This window comes from Pseudoalteromonas sp. PAST1, from assembly GCF_021532515.1.
Classification (GTDB): domain Bacteria; phylum Pseudomonadota; class Gammaproteobacteria; order Enterobacterales; family Alteromonadaceae; genus Pseudoalteromonas; species Pseudoalteromonas simplex.
Window position 1 is genome coordinate 53,114 of the sequence record NZ_JAKGBH010000007.1, and the last position, 18,206, is coordinate 71,319.

Below are 18,206 nucleotides of genomic sequence, written 5' to 3' on the forward strand. Positions count from 1 at the left end.
TGTATGATAAAGCTGGTTTTGAGCTTGGAGTTAGCATGGTTTCACGTCGAGAATTTTTAGTAGGGGCGGGCACATTAGCCTTTTTAGGATTATCAAAAAGTGCCATAGGTAAAGTGTCGTTAGGTGATTTAAAAACAACGGCTGTGGGCTTTGGTCCGTTAATTCCTGATCCAGATAAATTGCTCGACTTACCCGAGGGCTTTAGTTATCAAGTAGTTTCAAGCCTAGGTGAGAAAATGTCTGATGGGTTTACAGTACCGGACAAAGCTGATGGCATGGGCTGTCTAGCGCTTGGTAATGACCGTGTTGCATTAGTGCGAAACCATGAGCTGAAACCAAAAGACTTAGCGAAAGCTGAAGCAAGTATTGCCAATCATAAAACACCTCTGGCTTTTGATACTAACAGTGACGGTGTGGCGTTACCGGGTGGCACAAGTCATATCATTTATAACTTAAAAACCCATCAAAAAGAGCAAGAGTACTTGTCATTGGTCGGCACTATTCGTAACTGTTCTGGCGGTATTACGCCATGGGGCACCTGGCTTACGTGCGAAGAAACCACAGATACTAAAGCCGATGGATTTAACCAAGATCATGGTTATATTTTTGAAGTACCCGCAAATAGCAAAGGCTTAATTAAACCTGAGCCATTAAAAGCCATGGGTCGATTTAACCACGAAGCGGCTGCCGTTGATCCGCGTACGGGCATTGTTTATTTAACTGAAGATAAAGGTGATAGCGTCTTTTATCGTTTTATTCCAAATGAATATGGCAAGCTGCATAAAGGCGGGCAATTACAAGCGATGGTGGTAAAAGGTAAGCCACAATTCGATAGCCGTAACTGGAATAATAAAGCCATGGGGCTACATCAAGAGCTTGAGGTTGAGTGGGTCAATCTAGATAATCCTGAAAGCCCGAAAGACGACCTACGCCTGCGCGGATACAAACAAGGTGCAGCACTGTTTGCTCGCGGTGAAGGTATTCACTGGGGTGATAAAGAGCTTTATTTTTGCTGTACCAATGGTGGTAAAAAACAACTTGGTCAGGTTATGAAATATCAGCCATCAGAATTTGAGGGCACAGATAAAGAAGCACAGCAACCTGGTAAGATCTCGTTGTTTGTAGAAAGTACTAGCAAAACTCTCTACAACTTTGGCGATAACCTAACCGTATCACCTAATGGTCACTTAATTGTTTGTGAAGACCAATACACCGATGTGGTTGATAATCATCTTCGTGGTGTGACACCCCAAGGCCAAGTTTATAATTTTGCCCGCTTAGTGGCGCAAACTGAGCTGGCTGGTGCCTGTTTTTCACCCGATGGTAGCACTTTGTTTGTGAACGTTTACTCACCTTCAAAAACACTTGCTATAACAGGCCCATGGCATCAATTTAGTGTTTAATTAAAGTCTATTTTAAATAGCCACTGCGAGGTGGCTTTTTTTGTATCACGAAATTTTTGTTCCTCTTTTTATAATCAGCTGTTCTAGTTAGAATCACTTTGTTTCACAGGAAAATAATAATAAAACGAAAACGGAGTTGATATGTCTGTTACTGAGCAGAGTCGAGAGCAAGTTAAAGCAAAACTAGTTAAGCAAAGTCCACTTGCAGCCGCAATCGGCGTAGCGTGCTGGAGTATCCCAATCATTATTTTATGGATCACAGTATTTTCAATTAAAAGTGCTATTGGGCCAGTAATGTTAGTGATTAGCGGCGTACTCGTTGGCCTAGCCGTTCGTATTCATGGGCGTGGCTATGATCGTATCTTTTCAGTTATTTCACTTATTGCATACCTATCTGTAATCGCTGTTGCGCTCAGTTCAGAGGTTTTGATCAGCGGTACATTGTCTTTATCAATTTATGCTTTGTTATTTGCACTTGGCTCTTGGTCAGCAGCATTTATTGCACGTAAAAGCATTCCATTTATTGACCATAAGTTATTTGCTGAGGTGTATGAATCGGGGGAGCTGGCAGGGTATAAAAAAATTAAAAATCATTGGTTGGTAGTATTACCGAGTACCCTAATTGCTACATCATGTTTGAGTTTTGCAGGCGCCGTTGGTGCATTTGCTCACCAGCAGTATTTGTTTGTTGAAAAACAGGTGGAGCAAGAGCAACATCAAGCAGCTAAGTTTAGAGCAAAACATATTCCAACAGATGATGAGTTTCTTGCAACCTTGTCTGACAAAAAAGCATTTAGCTATGCTTTTGCCTACTATTCGGGTCGTCACTTTGATGAGCGAGGCGTTTATCATGGGAATTTTCCACAAGATACATTTAAATCAGAAACTATTTTACGTTATCTCGTTGAACATAAAAATGAACCTAGAGCGCAATTTATTCTGGGAAGAATGCTTGCTTTTGAGCGTGGTGAAGCACTCATGGCAAGCTCAAGGCAGAGCGGTGATCAGTTCGCTCGGCTATATGACATTTATCAATTCGGTTGCCATATAGATGCAAAGCAAGGACGTACGCTATTGCAAAGCTTTAAAAAACTCGTAACAGAGCAGTCGGTGATCATCGATATTCAGCAAATGCAGAGTAATGATTTTCGTGATTATTGCGACATTCTAGATGACACCGAATTTGATTACCGTTATATCCGTGATTACAAAAGCTAATCCCCAAGGTCACTAATTATTAGTAACGGAAAGTTCTTTGCTGAGCGGGGCTGCCAATCTGCAAACTCAATATTACTCACATTCAGTGTATTGAGTGCTTTTTTTGAGTAGCTCCAGCCTCTGGCTTTTTGTGCCACAGCTGCAGGTTTTAGCTCTTTAGATAAACCAATCGTTAGCAAGTCATGATTAACTCCGCGTTTTGCATAAAAGGCTTTTTCACGAGCCATGGCTTTTGCGATTATTTCATCGTATTGAGTGCGCAAAGCCTGCCACTTGGTTGTTTTTTCTGGCTCTTTTAAATGGCTTACCATGGCATCAATATCGCTATCTCGCCAGCGAGCTGAAGCGGCATCGCCGTGCCAACCGACAATGGCGTTCTTAGCTATGGTGGTAGGGTTTCCTGCAAGTAATACGTAATTAGCACACGACGAAAAGCAAAATTGTTTTACATGAACTTTTAAATTATGCGCCAAAATCAATTCGGCGAGATCCATACCTAAATCAATGTTTCCGCCACCACTGGTGATTTGTATGCTGTTTATGTTTTGCTGCTCAGCCAAAAGCTGTGCAACATGTTGATTGTTTTTGGCATTAATTTCGCCTTGATAAATAATGCGCTGCTCGCTCAGTGACACACCGGCAAAACTTAACCAAGGGATGATTAAAAATAGACTAAAAAATACACGTAACATAAAACGCTAACCTTATAAATTGTATGATAATTCTATCATGCTTTTAGGGTTTTTTAGCGGCTTTTTTGGCGCTGACTTTAGCGGCATGTTTAGCTATCCACTTAGTCATTTTTTTCATTAAAGCGGGTGGAAAATCATGGCCCATTCCGGGCACGACTCTTAACTTACTGCGCTTTATTAACAGGGCGGTGTTAATACCCGCAGACAGCGGCATAACAGGATCAGCACTGCCGTGAATTACTAACGTGGGCGCTTTAATCTTTTTTAGTAATTGCTCGCGATAAGGCGTTGCGGCAATGGCTGCAAGCTGACGTTTAAAGCCTGTTTGATTTGTGTGGGCCCGCTCAATATAGCGTTCAGCGTTGGCGTATAAAGCGTGTTCATCTTGTGGGTAGGCTGGGCTGCCAATGAGTTGGTTGAGCCTAACATTGTAATCAATCGCGGCTTCTTTATTATTGCTTCGGGGGCGTATTTTTGCGAGCTTTACCAAAAGGTTAATGTTTGATCCCGAAAACGATAACGGCGAGCTACTCGACATAATTGAAGTTAAGCTCAGTACACGTTTTTTATACTTTGCCGCGGCAATTTGCGCAATCATGCCACCCATCGACGCCCCCACTAAGTGCGCTTTTTTGATAGCCAGTGCATCCATTAATTCTTTTACATCGCGAGCCATGTCATCGAGCGAATAGGGCAGTTTTGCGCGAATGGGTAATCGGCGGCTAAGCCAATGCTTTACGAGACTCGGCTTGCCTAACTCATCTAACGATGAGGATAGCCCTGCATCACGATTATCAAAACGAATAACCCGAAAGCCTTTTTCGACCAAGCCAAAATAAAGCGACTCTGGCCAAACGGTAAATTGAGCACCTAAGCCAATAATTAAGATGATCACCGGCGCATTTTTATCGCCTTCATCTTGATAACTAATACAGATACCGCTGGCTGTAAGGATATGTTCCATAGACTGACAAATAGGCTTACGCAGGTACCATCAGCTTAATGTGTGAAGTTGGCAATTTAGTGACAGTAAAAAGAATACTGATAACAGGAGCAATAATAGGGACGGTAAGGAAAATAGACAGCATATGACTACATGCTGTCTATTTTCAGGGAATTTACTTAGAAGTAAGCGGTAACGCCAATCCAGAAGTTACGGCCTTTATCTTTAACGTTGTAGTCGTCTGTGAATGTAACTTCGCTAATTACACCGCGACCTGTTAGGTATTCGTACTCACCATCGCCATTTAGGTCGGTATAGCTTGTGCTATAAGAGGTGAAATCTTCGTCTAATAGGTTGTTTACACGGGCATTGATTTGCACGTACTCATTTACATAAAACTGTGCACCTAAATTAAGTAGGTTGTAGTTTTTGTAATACAGCGCTTTATCGTGCACGTTATCCCAGCCGCGGTAACGGTCTGAACGATATACACCTTGTAGGTATAGGTTCATAAAGTCAGTCGCTTCCCAGTTTAGGGTAAGGTTTGCCATGTGCTCAGCTGAGTTAGTTAATGGTTGACCTTGTTCAGGACCGCTCTTTTGTTCGCTATCAGTCCACGTGTAGTTACCGTTAACAGACACTGTTTTAGTGATTGTGTATTGACCAGCAATTTCAACACCTTGAAGGTCTACTTCGTCGATATTGATCTTTTGGCTGTAGCTATCGTAGCCAAGCTGATCGTATTGACCTAAGTTCACACATGGACGTACGTCGTTAGTTTGCTCACAACTTAAAATTGTATCGCCGCTGGCAATTTTGTCTTCAAACTTGGTGTTGTAGTAAGTCACGTTAATGTTGTGATCGCCATCAAGTGAAGTCCAGTAAAGTGCAACTTCTGAGTTAACACTGGTTTCTGGTTCTAATTCAGGGTTACCTGCAAATGGGCTTGTGCCTTGGCCACCAAATCCGGTGATCCCGTCATAAAGGTCAGTTGTTTTTGGTGTTTTGTAACCTGTACTTACACCACCTTTTAAGGTCCAAGTGTCAGATAAGTTATATACACCGTAAACACGAGGTGATACTTGGCTGCCAAATACATCGTGGTCATCGTAACGAGCACCAAGTGTAAAGGTGAAGTTATCAGTTGCCATCCAGTTATCTTCGGCAAAGATTGAGTACATGTTTTGCTCTTGTACTTTGCCAGCTTGATCACTTTCAAGACCAAATACACCGTCTTTTAATTCACCGTCGATAAGCTGGCCACCAATTGCTAGGTTATGGCTACCAAAGCGTCCCTCGATTGGAATATCAAAACGTAAGTCATAGGTATATTGGCTGCTTTCAAGTGGGCGAGCAGGGCGTGGTAAGAATGTTTCTTCAGCTAAGTCTTTACGTGCTTGCTCGTCCATTCCTTCGTATTCGCCAGTACCATCGTACATAGCTTGCAGCTCTAATCGCTCGCTTACACTCAGTGGTAAAGTACGGCCATTGTTTTGCGTATCAACATAAGACACAGAGGCTTTTACCGTTGCCCAGTTAAGATCGCCATCATAACTGAGTGACCACCATTCACGGTCAAACTCTTGGTCTGCGGCGTAACCTGCGCGCGGGTTTACTTGGCCGCGGCGATCTTGCCAAATTGATTCAATGTTATCTTTAGTACCAAGTGGGTAAGTAATGGTGCCTGACTCAATGTCGTAGCTAGGTGTGTTGTCGTACACTTGGCTTGAATTGTCATAATCAAAACGTAAATGATGAGATTCAAACGGGGTATAAGTTAACGTAAAACCATACTGCTCATTTGTGTTATCAACGGTACGACCGCCACTGCCAAAGCCTAATGAACGAGTATGTACAACACCATTAGGATCGGTCGCAGGTTCAAATGTTGGCGATGATGCTTGTTGCTCGTAAACACTGCCGCGCACACCTAAACTTAATACGTCTTTAATTAGCGGGCCCATCACACTAAAGTCAGTGGTAATGTCATCACCAAAATCATCGTTTTGCTGTAATGAACGGCTAAAAGATACTGCACCACTCCAGCTGTCAGTGTGCTTTTTAGTGATGATATTGATTACACCACCCAGCGCATCTGCACCATAAAGTGTTGATGCAGGACCGCGAATTACTTCAACTCGCTCAATCGCATCAACCGGTGGTACGTGGTTAAACGCGTTGCCACCAAAATTGTTTGGGTAAATGTCGCCATGGTTATTTTGGCGTTTACCATCAATTAGTAACAGGGTGTATTCACCTGTTAAACCACGCATACTCACACTGCCTTGGCCCGTTTTATCACGAGTTGTGCCAATGTCGATACCTTCTAAATACTGCACAGCATCAAGTACTGAGGTGAAGGCATGAGATTTAATATCTTCATTGGTGATAATTGAAATACTTGCAGGTGCTTCGGTAACTTTTTGCTCAAAACCTGTTGCGGTGATTACTAAGCGTTCCATATCTTGTTTCGGCTTAGCGTCATCAGCAAAGGCTGAAAAATGTGTTGCTATGGCAAGTGCCAGTAAGCTTGGTTTTATTGATTTCATTGTAGGGTTCCAGTTCTTTTTGTAGGTTATCCCTTTGAGGGACGCTGCGTATAGTACAGAAATGAAAAATACAATCAATAATTATTCTTATTTAGATTAATCTTTTTCAAGTTGCATTTACAGTTATTACAACTTTTTTCTATTTATGTTTTTGTTGATTAGTAAAATAAGATGATTAAAGCGAAGTCAATTTACAATCTTAAAGCCTGTTAATGTATAGTGCTTCCATCATCACCATAAAAATTAAAATAATGAATTCAGACATCTCTTTAGCGCGCTTTAAGCAGTTTCCTGTGCTTATGTGGATCTTCTTATTTGGCTCGTTTATTACCCGTGGTAGCTATTACATGGTATGGCCATTTCTCGCGGTGATTTTGTACGAAAAGTTTGCTTTATCGGCAACAGAAGTCGGGTTGGTACTTACCAGTGCTGCGGTGATTTCGGTGTTTACCAGTTTTATTGGCAGTAGCCTATCCGATAAAGTGGGCCGGCATACGCTGATGTACATTACCGGCGTGCTGTATATCATTTCTTTCTCGCTGTTGGCTGAGGTAGAAACCGTGGCCGGTTATGTGATTGTGATGACCTTATGCTCGATTGCGACTGCGCTTTGGCGACCATTAACCAGTGCGGCAATTGGCGATATTATTGATGATGCACAAACTCGTGAGCTGGCCATGCAGTCGCTGTACTTTATTGTTAATGTGGGCTGTGCGGTGGGCCCATTAGCTGGGGTATGGCTAGGTTTAACCGGTGAGCAGTCGAGCTTTTATATTACCGCAGGGGCATTTGCTATTTTATTAGTGCTGCTTGTTTGGGGCTTTAATTTTAGTGATAAAGCTGCAAAAAATACTGCCGCAATCGACGAGCCAGAAGAGAAAAAACCAGCTGTAAAGGGCAAGCAAATTTTACGTATTTTATTTGCAGATAAGCTGTTGCAGTGTTTAATTTTAGCCAATATTTTGTGCATGTTTATTTATGCGCAAATGGATAGTTCACTCATACAATACTTAACTCGTGCAGAGGCTCCCGACCTACTTGCATTGATTTCTGCGCTTATTTTTACCAATGCGTTAGTGATCATTTCAAGTCAATTTCTGCTGTTAAAAATGATGGCGCGATTTAGCCTAACGGTGCGCATTCAAATTGGCTTGGTGCTATTGATGGTGTCACAGTTTTGGCTAGCACTTAATCCAATCGATTTATTCTGGGGCTGGATTGGTGCGATAGTGGTGATGAGTTTGGCCGAAACCATTTTGTTTCCGACGATGAACGTTCACCTTGATAGGCTGGCGCCTTCTCATCTTCGTGGTGCCTACTTTGGCGCAGCTTCGTTTTATGATTTAGGGTTTGCTTTAGCGCCACTCGGAGGTGGTTTAATTTTAGATTATTACAATGGCCCAACCTTGTTCTTTGTAGCAGGAGGGCTTTGCGTTGTGGTGATTTATTTATACGCCATACTCGAAAAGTTACCCAGACCCGATTTTGCAAACCCGTCATAACCTTTAAATAGCCCCTTTATGGGGCTTTTTGCGCTTTAACAATTAATGACAGCGATATCAATTTACGTATTTTTTCCGAGATATTAGTTTGTAGTATCGGCTTATAATGTTAAAAAATTGTTTACCATACCAATAAGAACTCAATGAACGCACCTTACTCTTTGTGCAAACGCTCGCTATTATGCTCGGCTGTATTGCTAACACTTGCTGCTTGTGGCGGCTCAGGCTCAGATGAAAAACAAACAACAACACCGCCTGTAACCGAAACACCACAAAATCAAGCGCCGCAAATCAGCGGTCAATCACAGACTTTACGTGTTGGTGAAACCTTGAGTTTTAGCCCTGAAGTCTCTGATCCAGATAATGACCCTCTTACTTTGTCTGTAACAAACTTACCAAGTTGGCTAAGTTTTAATGAAGCCTCAGCAAGTATCAGTGGCACGCCAGAGCAAGCAGGTAAGTATGCAAACATTGAGTTTACGGTCACTGATGGGCAGCTGTCTGCCCAGCTTTTGATTGATATTAATGTAGAAGCCAAGCTTGTCGAAAATACGCCGCCAACGCTCACGTCTACACCATCGGATAGCAATGAAGGCCAAGCTTATACTTACCAGCTAACATTTACTGATGCACAAAATGACACTGTGGTAATAAGTGAAGTTAGTAAACCTGATTGGCTTAGCTTTGATGCGACTAACCTCAGTTTTAGCGGCACGCCCTTGTTTGCGAATACGGGCGAACAGCAAATTCGTTTTCGTTATTCAGATGGCAAAGTGACGCAGCAGGCAGAGCAAACATTTAACATCGCTGCCAGAGCAAACTCAGCGCCGGTGGTTTCTCCACTGAGTAGTGAAGTGCGTGCTGAGCAGGCATTGAGTGTGCAGTTAGTCAGCAACGATGCAGACAACGATGATGTGAGCTTAACCGTAACAGGTTTACCAACGTGGCTAAGTTTTGATGAGCAAACTAGCATCTTATCAGGCACCGCGAGTAATGAAGAACTTGGTGAACATAAATTCACAATCACAGCCTCTGATTCACGTACAGAGACTAGCTTCGAGTTTGTGTTAAACATTACTCAAAGTTATGTGGCCGAGGCACTCGAAACGGGTAATGCGCTGGTTGTGCCAAACAGCGAATTACTTCTTGATGCGACACTTAATGAAATTGATACCCACAAAGCGCGCTTTCAAAGCATTAAAAATAGCTTATTTGGGTTTGGCTCAAGCTCCACCCTTGATGAATTAAGCTGGTATCCAACCTGGGATGCAACGCTATTAAATGCCACGTATCCATTCAATGAGCCGGTACTACTTACCAACAATAGTTGGCAAGATGGCTACGAGACAAAAATTAGAAATCTTGCTGTAGTCGGGACTAGTGATGGTGAGCAAGGCCGTTACTTGGTATTTGGTAGTAATCCTTATCGAAATACCATTAACGAGCAAATGACTCAGTTTTTGAAAAACAGCACCACATGGTTAGCTGGCAGAGAAATAACCGCAGAGCAGCCACTCAAACTTGTATTAGCACAACTAGATCAAAGCTATTACTTTCAAGATAGGATCAAAACGCGAGAGTGGTTTGATAGTCAATATGAAGGCATGGTGAGCTATAACGACAATGCAAGTTGTGACAACGACGCTTTAGCAACGTGTTTAACATCTGACACGGATATCCTGATTATCTCTCAGCATGAGCGTGAAGGATTAAATATTGATAATGTAGTGGCTGCAGTAAAGCAAGCGCAAGAAAACGATATAGCAGTGATCTATATTCAGCGTGATGGTAGTCAAACGGCACTAGGTAAAGCGCTATTTGAATTACTCCATGTGAGCGTTGCAGGTGATAACTACTGGCACCGGTTAGAATTGGCAAATTGGAACCCAATTGCTATCAACGACAGCTTGCCAACTGATGCGCAAACTATTAAAGACTTACTTAGCCGCTTTAAAAGCAGCGAATTTAGTGTTGATTTAAGTGCTTGCGATAATCGAAGCTGTCCAGCTGAAAGCCAATATCAGCAACAGTTTAGTGATGCGGCAACGATCATTAATTCGGTGTTTAGAGGTTTTGACCAAGCTAAAACAGATATCTTTACTGAGCAAGGCTATCGCTTTTATCAGTTACTGGCGCTGCTTGCAGATCATTATCGCCAAGTAGTGAGCTTCCCGATGGATAAACTAAGCACCGATAATACAAGCTTCTTTCGTGCCCTGTTTACTGATCATGCGGTATTAAATATACGTAAAGTTAACCCACTTCAAGTTGATATGGGGAATTTCAGCCGTAGTGATTTTAGTCATGTAACACCTAAAACCGTCACCGTGAATATGCAAAGTAAAGCGTATTTTCGCTCAACGGGTGTGTATGCCTTGCCGGGGCAAACATTTGCTATCAAACGCACTGATAATCAAGCAGTGAATACCAAGGTGTTTGTTAATACTCTGCGCGATGGCGCAACACATTACATGAGCAGCAATGGCTATAATCGACCCGCTAAATTGCAGTCGGTTCATGTGCCTATAGAGACAAATGAAACAGTCTATTTTACGTCACCTTACGGTGGGCCAATTCAAATTGAGTTTGATCAAAATGATTTAGATGTCAGCTTTGAATTTAGCAATGTAGGTGAGCACCCGTATTGGCGCAGTAGCAGTGATGATGAGCGCTTTGCTGAGTTGCTTGAAAAAGGGGATTATGATTGGGCTGAGGTGGCAACCGGTGGTTTTGAGGTGCATTCAAAGCTCGAGAAAATGCGTATTTCAATTAACGATGGTTATTGGCCTGTAGCGTCTGACTTCGCCCATGCTGTAGAGCGTTATACCCATAACTATCCGCATGTACTTGCTGGTTTCAAAGGGCCGGGCATCGATGTGGTTAGCGAAATTCATGACTTTGCGAGTGAACGCAATATTGAAGTACAAACAATTGATATTGTAAAACATATGAATGCAGACCAACCGACCTGTGGTTGGGGCTGTTCGGGCAATCCGTATGACGCAGGTTGGAATTTTAATCCAACAGGGCATGGCGATATCCATGAGTTAGGGCATGGACTTGAAAAAGGGCGCTTCCGTATCGAAGGGTTTGGTGGCCATTCAAATACCAACTTTTACTCCTACTACAGTAAGTCGAAGTTTGAGGATGAAACCGGCTTTTCGGCATCGTGCCAAAACTTGCCATTCGAGAACTTGTTCGATCATTTACAAGCCAGTAAACAAAGCGCAGACGCATTTGCTTATATGCAAGATTTAGCGATGTCAGAGTGGTCGCAAAGCCACGCTATTTATTTACAAATTATGATGGCCGCACAGGCACACAATAAGCTTGAAAACGGCTGGCATTTATACCCTCGCTTACACATTTTGGAGCGTGCGTTTAATCTAGCTGATAACAGCGAGACTAATTGGCAGGCACAAAAAGATGCACTTGGCTTCTCAAGCTACAGCTTGTCGGAGGCACAAAGCATAGGCAACAATGATTGGCTATTAATAGCGCTTTCTGAAGCAACCGAGCTCGATTTGAGCGACTACTTCAGCATGTGGGGCATGGCAACGTCAGACAAAGCAAAACAGCAGGTTAAAGCGAAAAACTACACGGTATTAGGTGATGTTTACTATGCCTCATCTGCCACTGGCTATTGCACGACGTTAAATCAAACAGAAGTTGCAATTGATGGGGCGCAAAGCTGGCCTGAATAATACACCGCGTTGTTAAGTTGATTGGTATTCGTATTTAAAACGCCAGCGAAATGTTTCGCTGGCGTTTTTATCATTAGATTAGTGAAATTAGCTACAACTGCTACCTTTATAACTCACACATTTAACGTTGAGGTGTAACATGGCTGTTTCTGCAATCCCAAAAGGTTACCATGCGGTAACCCCGTATTTGGTTATTGAAGGTGCCACTAAGGCGATAGAGTTCTACAAACAAGCTTTTAATGCAGAGCTTGTAATGCAAATGCCTCTGCCTGATGGTGGGGTGGCGCATGCTGAAATAAAAATAGCCGACTCTCATATTATGCTTTCTGATAATTGCCCTGATGTGCAATTTAAATCGCCGCAACAACTTGGCGGTACGCCGGTGAGCATTATGCTGTATGTTGAAGACGTCGATGCTGTTTTTGCTAAAGCCTTATCGCTTGGGGCGAAAGAGCTGCGTCCAGTACATGACCAATTTTATGGCGATAGGTCAGGGACTCTAGAAGACCCTTTTGGCCATATTTGGACTATAGGTACACACAAAGAAGACCTCAGTGAGCAAGAGCTTATGCAGCGCATGAGCGAGCTTATGAGTAAAGAGCAAGATGCTTAATACCTATCTGCAAATTATAGTTAATCATTTTGTTCTGATATTTAAATCCGGATAAGAAGGGTATTCGTATGTATGTTAAAACATATGAGTTATCCCATGAAAAAACGAGTTTTATATTGGCTACAAAATGATTTACGCCTAGCTGATAATGAAATTTTATCTGAATTAGCAGATTTTGCTGGCGAGCTTGATTTAGTGTTTGTGATTGAACCGCGTTGGTTTAGGCAAACTAATTACCAACAGAAGCCATATGGGGAACATAAGTACAACTTTTTACTTGAGAGCCTATCTGCATTTGCAAACGCAGTTGATAATCTTGGCCAAACACTTCATGTGATCACAGGTGAGCCTGAGTATGTAATCAGCCAACGTTTGCAAAAATATAACATTGAAACATTGGTTTGTACCGAGCAAGTTGGCGTTTATGAGCAAAAACAGCTCGAAAAAATTAAAGCTTTATGCCCTCAAGCTGCCGTGAAAATTTATCAGCAAGATACCTTGTTTAAAGCAGCGGACTTACCTTTTCAGCTTGATGAATTACCAAAAAATTTTACCGCCTTTCGAAAAAAGGTAGAAGCTGAGCCAACCTTTATAGCTGCACCGCGACCTGCGGTCAGCCGATTACCTCACCCAGTACAGTTATGCGCTGAACACAATATTGCTGACGTAGTTACCCAGTCAGCTAACTTTAAAGGAGGTTTATTTGCAGCTCAGCAACATTGCAGTGCGTACTTTTCCTCAAAAGCACCAAGCAGCTATAAAGAGACTCGCAATGAGTTAGATGGCTTTAGCAACAGCACTAAGTTTAGTGTTTGGCTCGCTGGAGGCACAATTAGTGCTAAACAACTGTATAACGAAGTTGAAAAATATGAGCATCAAAACGGTGCAAATGAGTCGAGCTATTGGATAAAGTTTGAATTGCTATGGCGCGAATATTTCAAATGGCATGCACTGCAAGCGGGAGCAAAGCTTTTTTTATTCAAAGGTCAAAAGCAAAATGCGCCGCTAACAACGTTTAACAGCCAGCGTTTCACTGCTTGGTGTAATGGCTGCACTCCATTTCCATTGGTAAATGCGATAATGCATGAACTCAACACAACAGGCTTTATATCTAACCGCTCGCGGCAGATTGCGGCAAGTTGTTTGGTTAATGAGTTAGCTCTTGATTGGCGCTATGGTGCAGCTTACTTCGAACAGCAACTTATTGATTATGATGTGGCTGCAAATTGGGGCAATTGGCAATATATTGCGGGTGTCGGTGTCGACCCTAGAGGTGGGCGTCACTTTCATATCAATAAGCAAACAGCGCTTTATGATCCTTTGTCACGTTACATTCGCAAATGGAATGGCGAGCAAACGACCACAACGCTTTTTGACTCGGTTGATGAGGTTGACTGGCCGTCAAGGTGAAAAATACCAATCCGCAATAAATCTGTAAGAGTATATTTATTTGATTATATTTTAGTATTTTTTGCCTTTTTAACTAAAATAATGAATAAGACTTAATTGTTTATCATTAGGCTAGTTATTAAGGCAGATTATGGCATTTAGTGAAGCTTACAATGAACTAAAGTCGCAGCTAGGACTAGATATTGCACAGTTGCTTCTCGAAAGTGGTGATGTGGGAGTTTGGCTCTGGAATGTGCAAACAGGCGAAACAATTTTTAATGATAAATGGGCAGATATCATTGGCTATTCTCTGTGCGAACTAGAACCCGTTTCAATTGATACTTGGCTTACCTTTGCTCACCCTGAAGACTTAGTGAAATCTGAGCAATTATTAAATGAGCACTTCGAAGGTGAATCAGCGCGATATGTCTGTGAAGCGCGTATGAAACATAAACGAGGCCACTGGGTTAAAGTGCTTGATAAAGGCCAAGTACAAACGTGGGATGAAAACGGTAATCCAGAATGGATGGTTGGAATACATATTGATATTACGGAACAATGGCAAAAAGAACGCGAAATTGAATTCCTACATCAAGAACTAAAAAAGTTCACTGATAACCTCCCAGGCTTTGTTTATCAATATGTAATAGACAATAAAGATGAAGCGTTTTTCCCATTTGCTACATCAAAAGTATTTGATATCTATGGCTGCTCTCCCAAAGATATTGAGTCATCAGCAGATAGAGTTATGCAAGCGATACATCAAGATGATCTGGAACGTATTGTACGAAGTATTGAGCATTCACGTGCAGAGCTAACTGATTGGTGTGAAGTGTTTCGCGTTAACCACCCCAAAAAAGGACAGATCTGGATTTCGGCAAAATCATCTCCTATAGCCCGAGCTGATGGCAGTGTAGAATGGAATGGTTATTCTGAGGATGTTACAGAGGAAGTTAAAAGTAATGAGAGAATTAAACTATTAACGGCTGTTTTTTCTACAACTAGCCGAGGGATTCTGATCACCACCGCTGAGTCTGTGATTGTTGATGTAAATCCTGCTTTTGAGCAAATAACAGGGTTTAAGAAGCATGAGGTAATAGGTAAAAAACCTTCAATACTTTCTGCAAAGAAGCAACCAGATGAGTTTTATCAACAAATGTGGACTGAGTTGCTCGATAAAGGCTGTTGGCAAGGAGAGGTATGGAATAAGCGAAAGTCAGGAGAGGTGTTTCCTGAGCAATTATCCATAGATGCACTGTATGATGAAAATGGCTTAGTTTCTCATTATATCGGTGCATTTGATGATATCTCTTCGGCGGTAGAAAAGCGCCAGCTTCTCAATGAGCTAGTTAATCAAGATCCACTTACTAAGCTATTGAATCGCAGAGGACTCGATATTCAATTGCGTGCTTTCTCACAAAGAACGCCAGCAGAGCATAACCAATTTGCATTGATCTATCTTGATCTTGATAATTTCAAACTCGTTAATGATACATATGGTCATGAACAGGGTGATAATTTGTTACTGGACATTAGTCAGCAATTGCGTTTACAAATGAGAGATAAAGATGTGCTATCGCGCATTGGTGGTGATGAGTTTGTTATTGTTTTACCTTCATTAACAAAGGCTAGTTTGTGCCAAGATATAGCGCTACGATGTCAGCAGGCGGTTAAAAAAGTAGCGCAAGATTATGAAACGGTTCAGCCGGTAAGTGCGAGTTTTGGTATCGCCATGTATCCTTTACACGGACACAGTGCAAAGGAACTTTTGGCCATCGCTGATAAACAAATGTATGAAATGAAATTGGCTCTAAAAGTCTCACCACTCGGTTGATATTTCAACACTAGGCAGTTTATTCAAAAGCGGAAGTAATGTGCGTTCTTTGCGCAAATCTTTACGCTCGTTTTCTAAATCTTTGCGTTCTCGATAAAGCTCTTTTTGCTGAGTATTATTAAGTTGGTTACTGTTAAGCTCGCCACGAATATCTTTTAATCGACGGTCGATATCGTCAATACGATTATCAATATAACTCAGCCTTTGTTGCACTTGATATCTATCGTTACCTTCTTGCCATGCTTTACGAAACGCTGTGCTATTACAGACACCATTGTATGATGCGCCTTGCATGCCTAACGTAAAGCCATTTTCTGGTTCACAGTATGTAGCGAGGCCCTGATCGTATCCCACTTTATATTTAGCAATGTCAGCATTTACACCATACTCACTGCATTGTGATAGTGCATCTATGCCATCGCGATACTCAGTGCCATCTGCACCATGTTTATAACCAATACCATGCCAGTCAGCTTGTAAACATTCATTTTTGCTAACCGAGGTGCAGCCTGCTAATACGATTAGGGGTAGTAGAGGAAGAGTCCATTTTCTCATTAAAATCTCAGCTTATGATATTAATAACCTAATAGATTCTAGCCCGAAAAGTTCGTTGTTAGAAAGCTGTTTTTACTTCAAAGCAATTAATTCAAAATGATGGCCTGAACTTCATTCACCATTGGCAGAATTTCTGAGCAACACGTAAATTAGGCTGAACATTCTTTAAATGAGTTAACTGTAAGATGCAAAGTAAAGTGAAATGGCAGCGCTTTATCAATAAATGGCGGTCAAAAAACATAATTTTAAACCATAGCTTTAATAGTTCTGTGGGCGACATAAGTTTTGCGCTATTCAATTGCCATTGGGTTTGATGCTTGACGGTTATTGGGCAAGGCAAGTGTCCTGGGTATGTTTGCCAAGGCGCAAGTAAAGCTCGTGGGTAATCGGTTTTTAACCATCGTTGATAAAAACGGTGTTTGCGAACGTACTCCACCGGTAAACCCAACGGATATTGTAGGACCTTCCACGAATAAAATGGATGGAAAAACTCCATTTTAAATTCGCAAACCTGCTCGTTAGGAACACTCAAATGGTGGTGTTGATCGTTAAGCAGCAAGAATAATTGAAATGCTTTTTCAAGTGGTAATTCAGCGAGTGGTTCGAAGCTAATTTTTAAGTTAGCTATCAGTTTTTGTTGTAATTGTTCAGCATTATGAACAACTGACTTAGGTAAAAAAGCGTATTGTTGTTTGAGGTAAGCACTGATTAGTTTATCTAAGTTGTTTTCTTTTGCTGCAGCATAAATTTCATCACCGTAATAAATAAGCCCGATCCCAACACTACCGCCATTTCCTGACCAGCTTATTTGTGGTCTGCATACGTTAGTGAAATCTTGATGTTTCGCTTTACGCCAATATTTGCCAAGGCGCTGTTCGACAGATAGCCGCTGGGTGTCTGAAACTTGTATTACTTCTAATGGTACTGCATTTTGTGATGCATATTGTTTAGCACAAAATAGATCTTGGCTATCAGATTGCGAAAAGTTAAACGACTTCAATTGCACGCCTTGGCGCAATAACTCACTGTTAATAAGCCTAGAGTCTAAACCGCCAGACAAAGTGCTAAGAATTGTTTTATCTTTATGTTTTGCCTTTGCAACTAAAGTTTTAAAAGCCTTTGAGATCCCTTCAATTGCATCTGGTGCAACGAGCTTTTGTTTTGCAAGTGATACCCAATCAAAATATCTTTTTCTAGTTACACCCTGTTTTGCATTAAAGCATAGCATTTCACTTGGGTATGAGCATTTTACGTCTTTAAATGGCGTATGATCTAAAAGAGGATAACCAAGCACGGCAAGCTCAGTTAAGGCATCCGGATTGTTCTGTAGTTGGATATCCAACTGCTTGAATAAATTAAGGTTAGTGGAAAATAGTAAACCATACTGTGTTTGTAAGGTATAAAAAGGTTTTAATCCAAGTGGATCAGTCGCTAATGTTAGGTGCTGGCTCTGCAGATCAAATTGACAAAAGCTAAATACTCCTTCGCATTGCTGCAAAGAAAAGTCGAGAGACTCGCAGCCCGCAAGTGTAATTAGGTCCTGTGTTCTAGAGCTTGATATGAGAGGGTGTCCAATGAGTGTTGCAATTTGCGACTCAGTTCGCAACCAGCTCGACTGCTGATAGGCATCAAAATCATACTGAAAAATGGCTCCATACTCGCAATTAAAAAAACGAACATGTTCTTTTTCATAGTTACTAAATACATTAGCTAGTTGATTTATATACTTAAAGTCAGTTTTATCTGAATCATTGAATTGGAAATAACCTGCAATAATAGCCATGTTAACCACCTTTTCGTTTGC

General features: G+C 41.6%; 12 protein-coding genes. 7 read left to right on the forward strand and 5 right to left on the reverse strand.

The window, feature by feature from the left end; genetic code table 11:
• Positions 1-35: 35 nt before the first annotated feature.
• Both L1272_RS05025 and L1272_RS05030 read left to right on the forward strand, forming a co-directional pair.
• On the forward strand, positions 36-1,403 hold the full coding sequence (locus L1272_RS05025; protein WP_194442746.1) for an alkaline phosphatase PhoX: 1,368 nt from the start codon (positions 36-38) through the stop codon (positions 1,401-1,403).
• A 141-nt stretch (positions 1,404-1,544) separates the two neighbouring features.
• Positions 1,545-2,621, forward strand: a complete 1,077-nt coding sequence (locus tag L1272_RS05030) for a hypothetical protein (RefSeq protein ID WP_235372879.1) — start codon at positions 1,545-1,547, stop codon at positions 2,619-2,621.
• On the opposite strand, the gene L1272_RS05035 is transcribed toward L1272_RS05030, so the two are convergent.
• From L1272_RS05035 to L1272_RS05045, 3 genes are all read right to left on the reverse strand, one after another.
• Positions 2,618-3,313: an ATP-dependent Clp protease proteolytic subunit gene (locus tag L1272_RS05035; RefSeq protein ID WP_194442745.1), complete on the reverse strand. Its 696-nt coding sequence runs from the start codon at positions 3,311-3,313 to the stop codon at positions 2,618-2,620. The genes L1272_RS05030 and L1272_RS05035 overlap by 4 nt on opposite strands.
• A gap of 43 nt (positions 3,314-3,356) precedes the next feature.
• Positions 3,357-4,277 carry an alpha/beta fold hydrolase gene (locus tag L1272_RS05040; protein WP_194442744.1) on the reverse strand — a complete coding sequence of 307 codons (921 nt, stop codon included), beginning with the start codon at positions 4,275-4,277 and terminating at the stop codon, positions 3,357-3,359.
• Between the two features lie 158 nt (positions 4,278-4,435).
• On the reverse strand, positions 4,436-6,805 hold the full coding sequence (locus tag L1272_RS05045) for a TonB-dependent receptor domain-containing protein (protein WP_235372880.1): 2,370 nt from the start codon (positions 6,803-6,805) through the stop codon (positions 4,436-4,438).
• 251 nt (positions 6,806-7,056) lie between these two features.
• Here L1272_RS05045 and L1272_RS05050 point away from each other — a divergent pair, with 251 nt between their 5' ends.
• The 5 genes from L1272_RS05050 (at position 7,057) to L1272_RS05070 (ending at position 15,847) form a co-directional block, all read left to right on the forward strand.
• Positions 7,057-8,307, forward strand: coding sequence for an MFS transporter (locus L1272_RS05050; RefSeq protein WP_235372881.1), 1,251 nt, complete (start codon positions 7,057-7,059; stop codon positions 8,305-8,307).
• 143 nt (positions 8,308-8,450) lie between these two features.
• Positions 8,451-12,011 carry an ImpA family metalloprotease gene (locus L1272_RS05055; RefSeq protein ID WP_235372882.1) on the forward strand — a complete coding sequence of 1,187 codons (3,561 nt, stop codon included), beginning with the start codon at positions 8,451-8,453 and terminating at the stop codon, positions 12,009-12,011.
• A gap of 139 nt (positions 12,012-12,150) precedes the next feature.
• Positions 12,151-12,624, forward strand: a complete 474-nt coding sequence (locus L1272_RS05060; RefSeq protein ID WP_235372883.1) for a VOC family protein — start codon at positions 12,151-12,153, stop codon at positions 12,622-12,624.
• 96 nt (positions 12,625-12,720) lie between these two features.
• Positions 12,721-14,034, forward strand: a complete 1,314-nt coding sequence (locus tag L1272_RS05065) for a DASH family cryptochrome (RefSeq protein WP_235372884.1) — start codon at positions 12,721-12,723, stop codon at positions 14,032-14,034.
• 130 nt (positions 14,035-14,164) lie between these two features.
• Entirely contained in the window at positions 14,165-15,847 is a 1,683-nt protein-coding gene (locus tag L1272_RS05070; RefSeq protein ID WP_235372885.1) for a sensor domain-containing diguanylate cyclase, read from the forward strand.
• On the opposite strand, the gene L1272_RS05075 is transcribed toward L1272_RS05070, so the two are convergent.
• Both L1272_RS05075 and L1272_RS05080 read right to left on the reverse strand, forming a co-directional pair.
• Positions 15,833-16,402: a DUF2799 domain-containing protein gene (locus L1272_RS05075; protein WP_138619528.1), complete on the reverse strand. Its 570-nt coding sequence runs from the start codon at positions 16,400-16,402 to the stop codon at positions 15,833-15,835. The genes L1272_RS05070 and L1272_RS05075 overlap by 15 nt on opposite strands.
• Positions 16,403-16,517: 115 nt before the next feature.
• Complete coding sequence (locus L1272_RS05080) at positions 16,518-18,185, reverse strand: asparagine synthase (protein ID WP_235372886.1); 1,668 nt, start codon at positions 18,183-18,185, stop codon at positions 16,518-16,520.
• Positions 18,186-18,206: the final 21 nt, after the last annotated feature.

What these genes read in the sequence shown, in the direction of transcription:
- L1272_RS05070 (WP_235372885.1), top strand. Translation starts at nt 14,165, where the DNA reads ATGGCATTTAGTGAAGCTTACAATGAACTAAAGTCGCAGCTAGGACTA.
- L1272_RS05060 (WP_235372883.1), top strand. Translation starts at nt 12,151, where the DNA reads ATGGCTGTTTCTGCAATCCCAAAAGGTTACCATGCGGTAACCCCGTAT.
- L1272_RS05055 (WP_235372882.1), top strand. Translation starts at nt 8,451, where the DNA reads ATGAACGCACCTTACTCTTTGTGCAAACGCTCGCTATTATGCTCGGCT.
- L1272_RS05040 (WP_194442744.1), bottom strand. Translation starts at nt 4,277, where the DNA reads ATGGAACATATCCTTACAGCCAGCGGTATCTGTATTAGTTATCAAGAT.
- L1272_RS05075 (WP_138619528.1), bottom strand. Translation starts at nt 16,402, where the DNA reads ATGAGAAAATGGACTCTTCCTCTACTACCCCTAATCGTATTAGCAGGC.
- L1272_RS05080 (WP_235372886.1), bottom strand. Translation starts at nt 18,185, where the DNA reads ATGGCTATTATTGCAGGTTATTTCCAATTCAATGATTCAGATAAAACT.
- L1272_RS05045 (WP_235372880.1), bottom strand. Translation starts at nt 6,805, where the DNA reads ATGAAATCAATAAAACCAAGCTTACTGGCACTTGCCATAGCAACACAT.
- L1272_RS05065 (WP_235372884.1), top strand. Translation starts at nt 12,721, where the DNA reads ATGAAAAAACGAGTTTTATATTGGCTACAAAATGATTTACGCCTAGCT.
- L1272_RS05035 (WP_194442745.1), bottom strand. Translation starts at nt 3,313, where the DNA reads ATGTTACGTGTATTTTTTAGTCTATTTTTAATCATCCCTTGGTTAAGT.
- L1272_RS05025 (WP_194442746.1), top strand. Translation starts at nt 36, where the DNA reads ATGGTTTCACGTCGAGAATTTTTAGTAGGGGCGGGCACATTAGCCTTT.
- L1272_RS05030 (WP_235372879.1), top strand. Translation starts at nt 1,545, where the DNA reads ATGTCTGTTACTGAGCAGAGTCGAGAGCAAGTTAAAGCAAAACTAGTT.
- L1272_RS05050 (WP_235372881.1), top strand. Translation starts at nt 7,057, where the DNA reads ATGAATTCAGACATCTCTTTAGCGCGCTTTAAGCAGTTTCCTGTGCTT.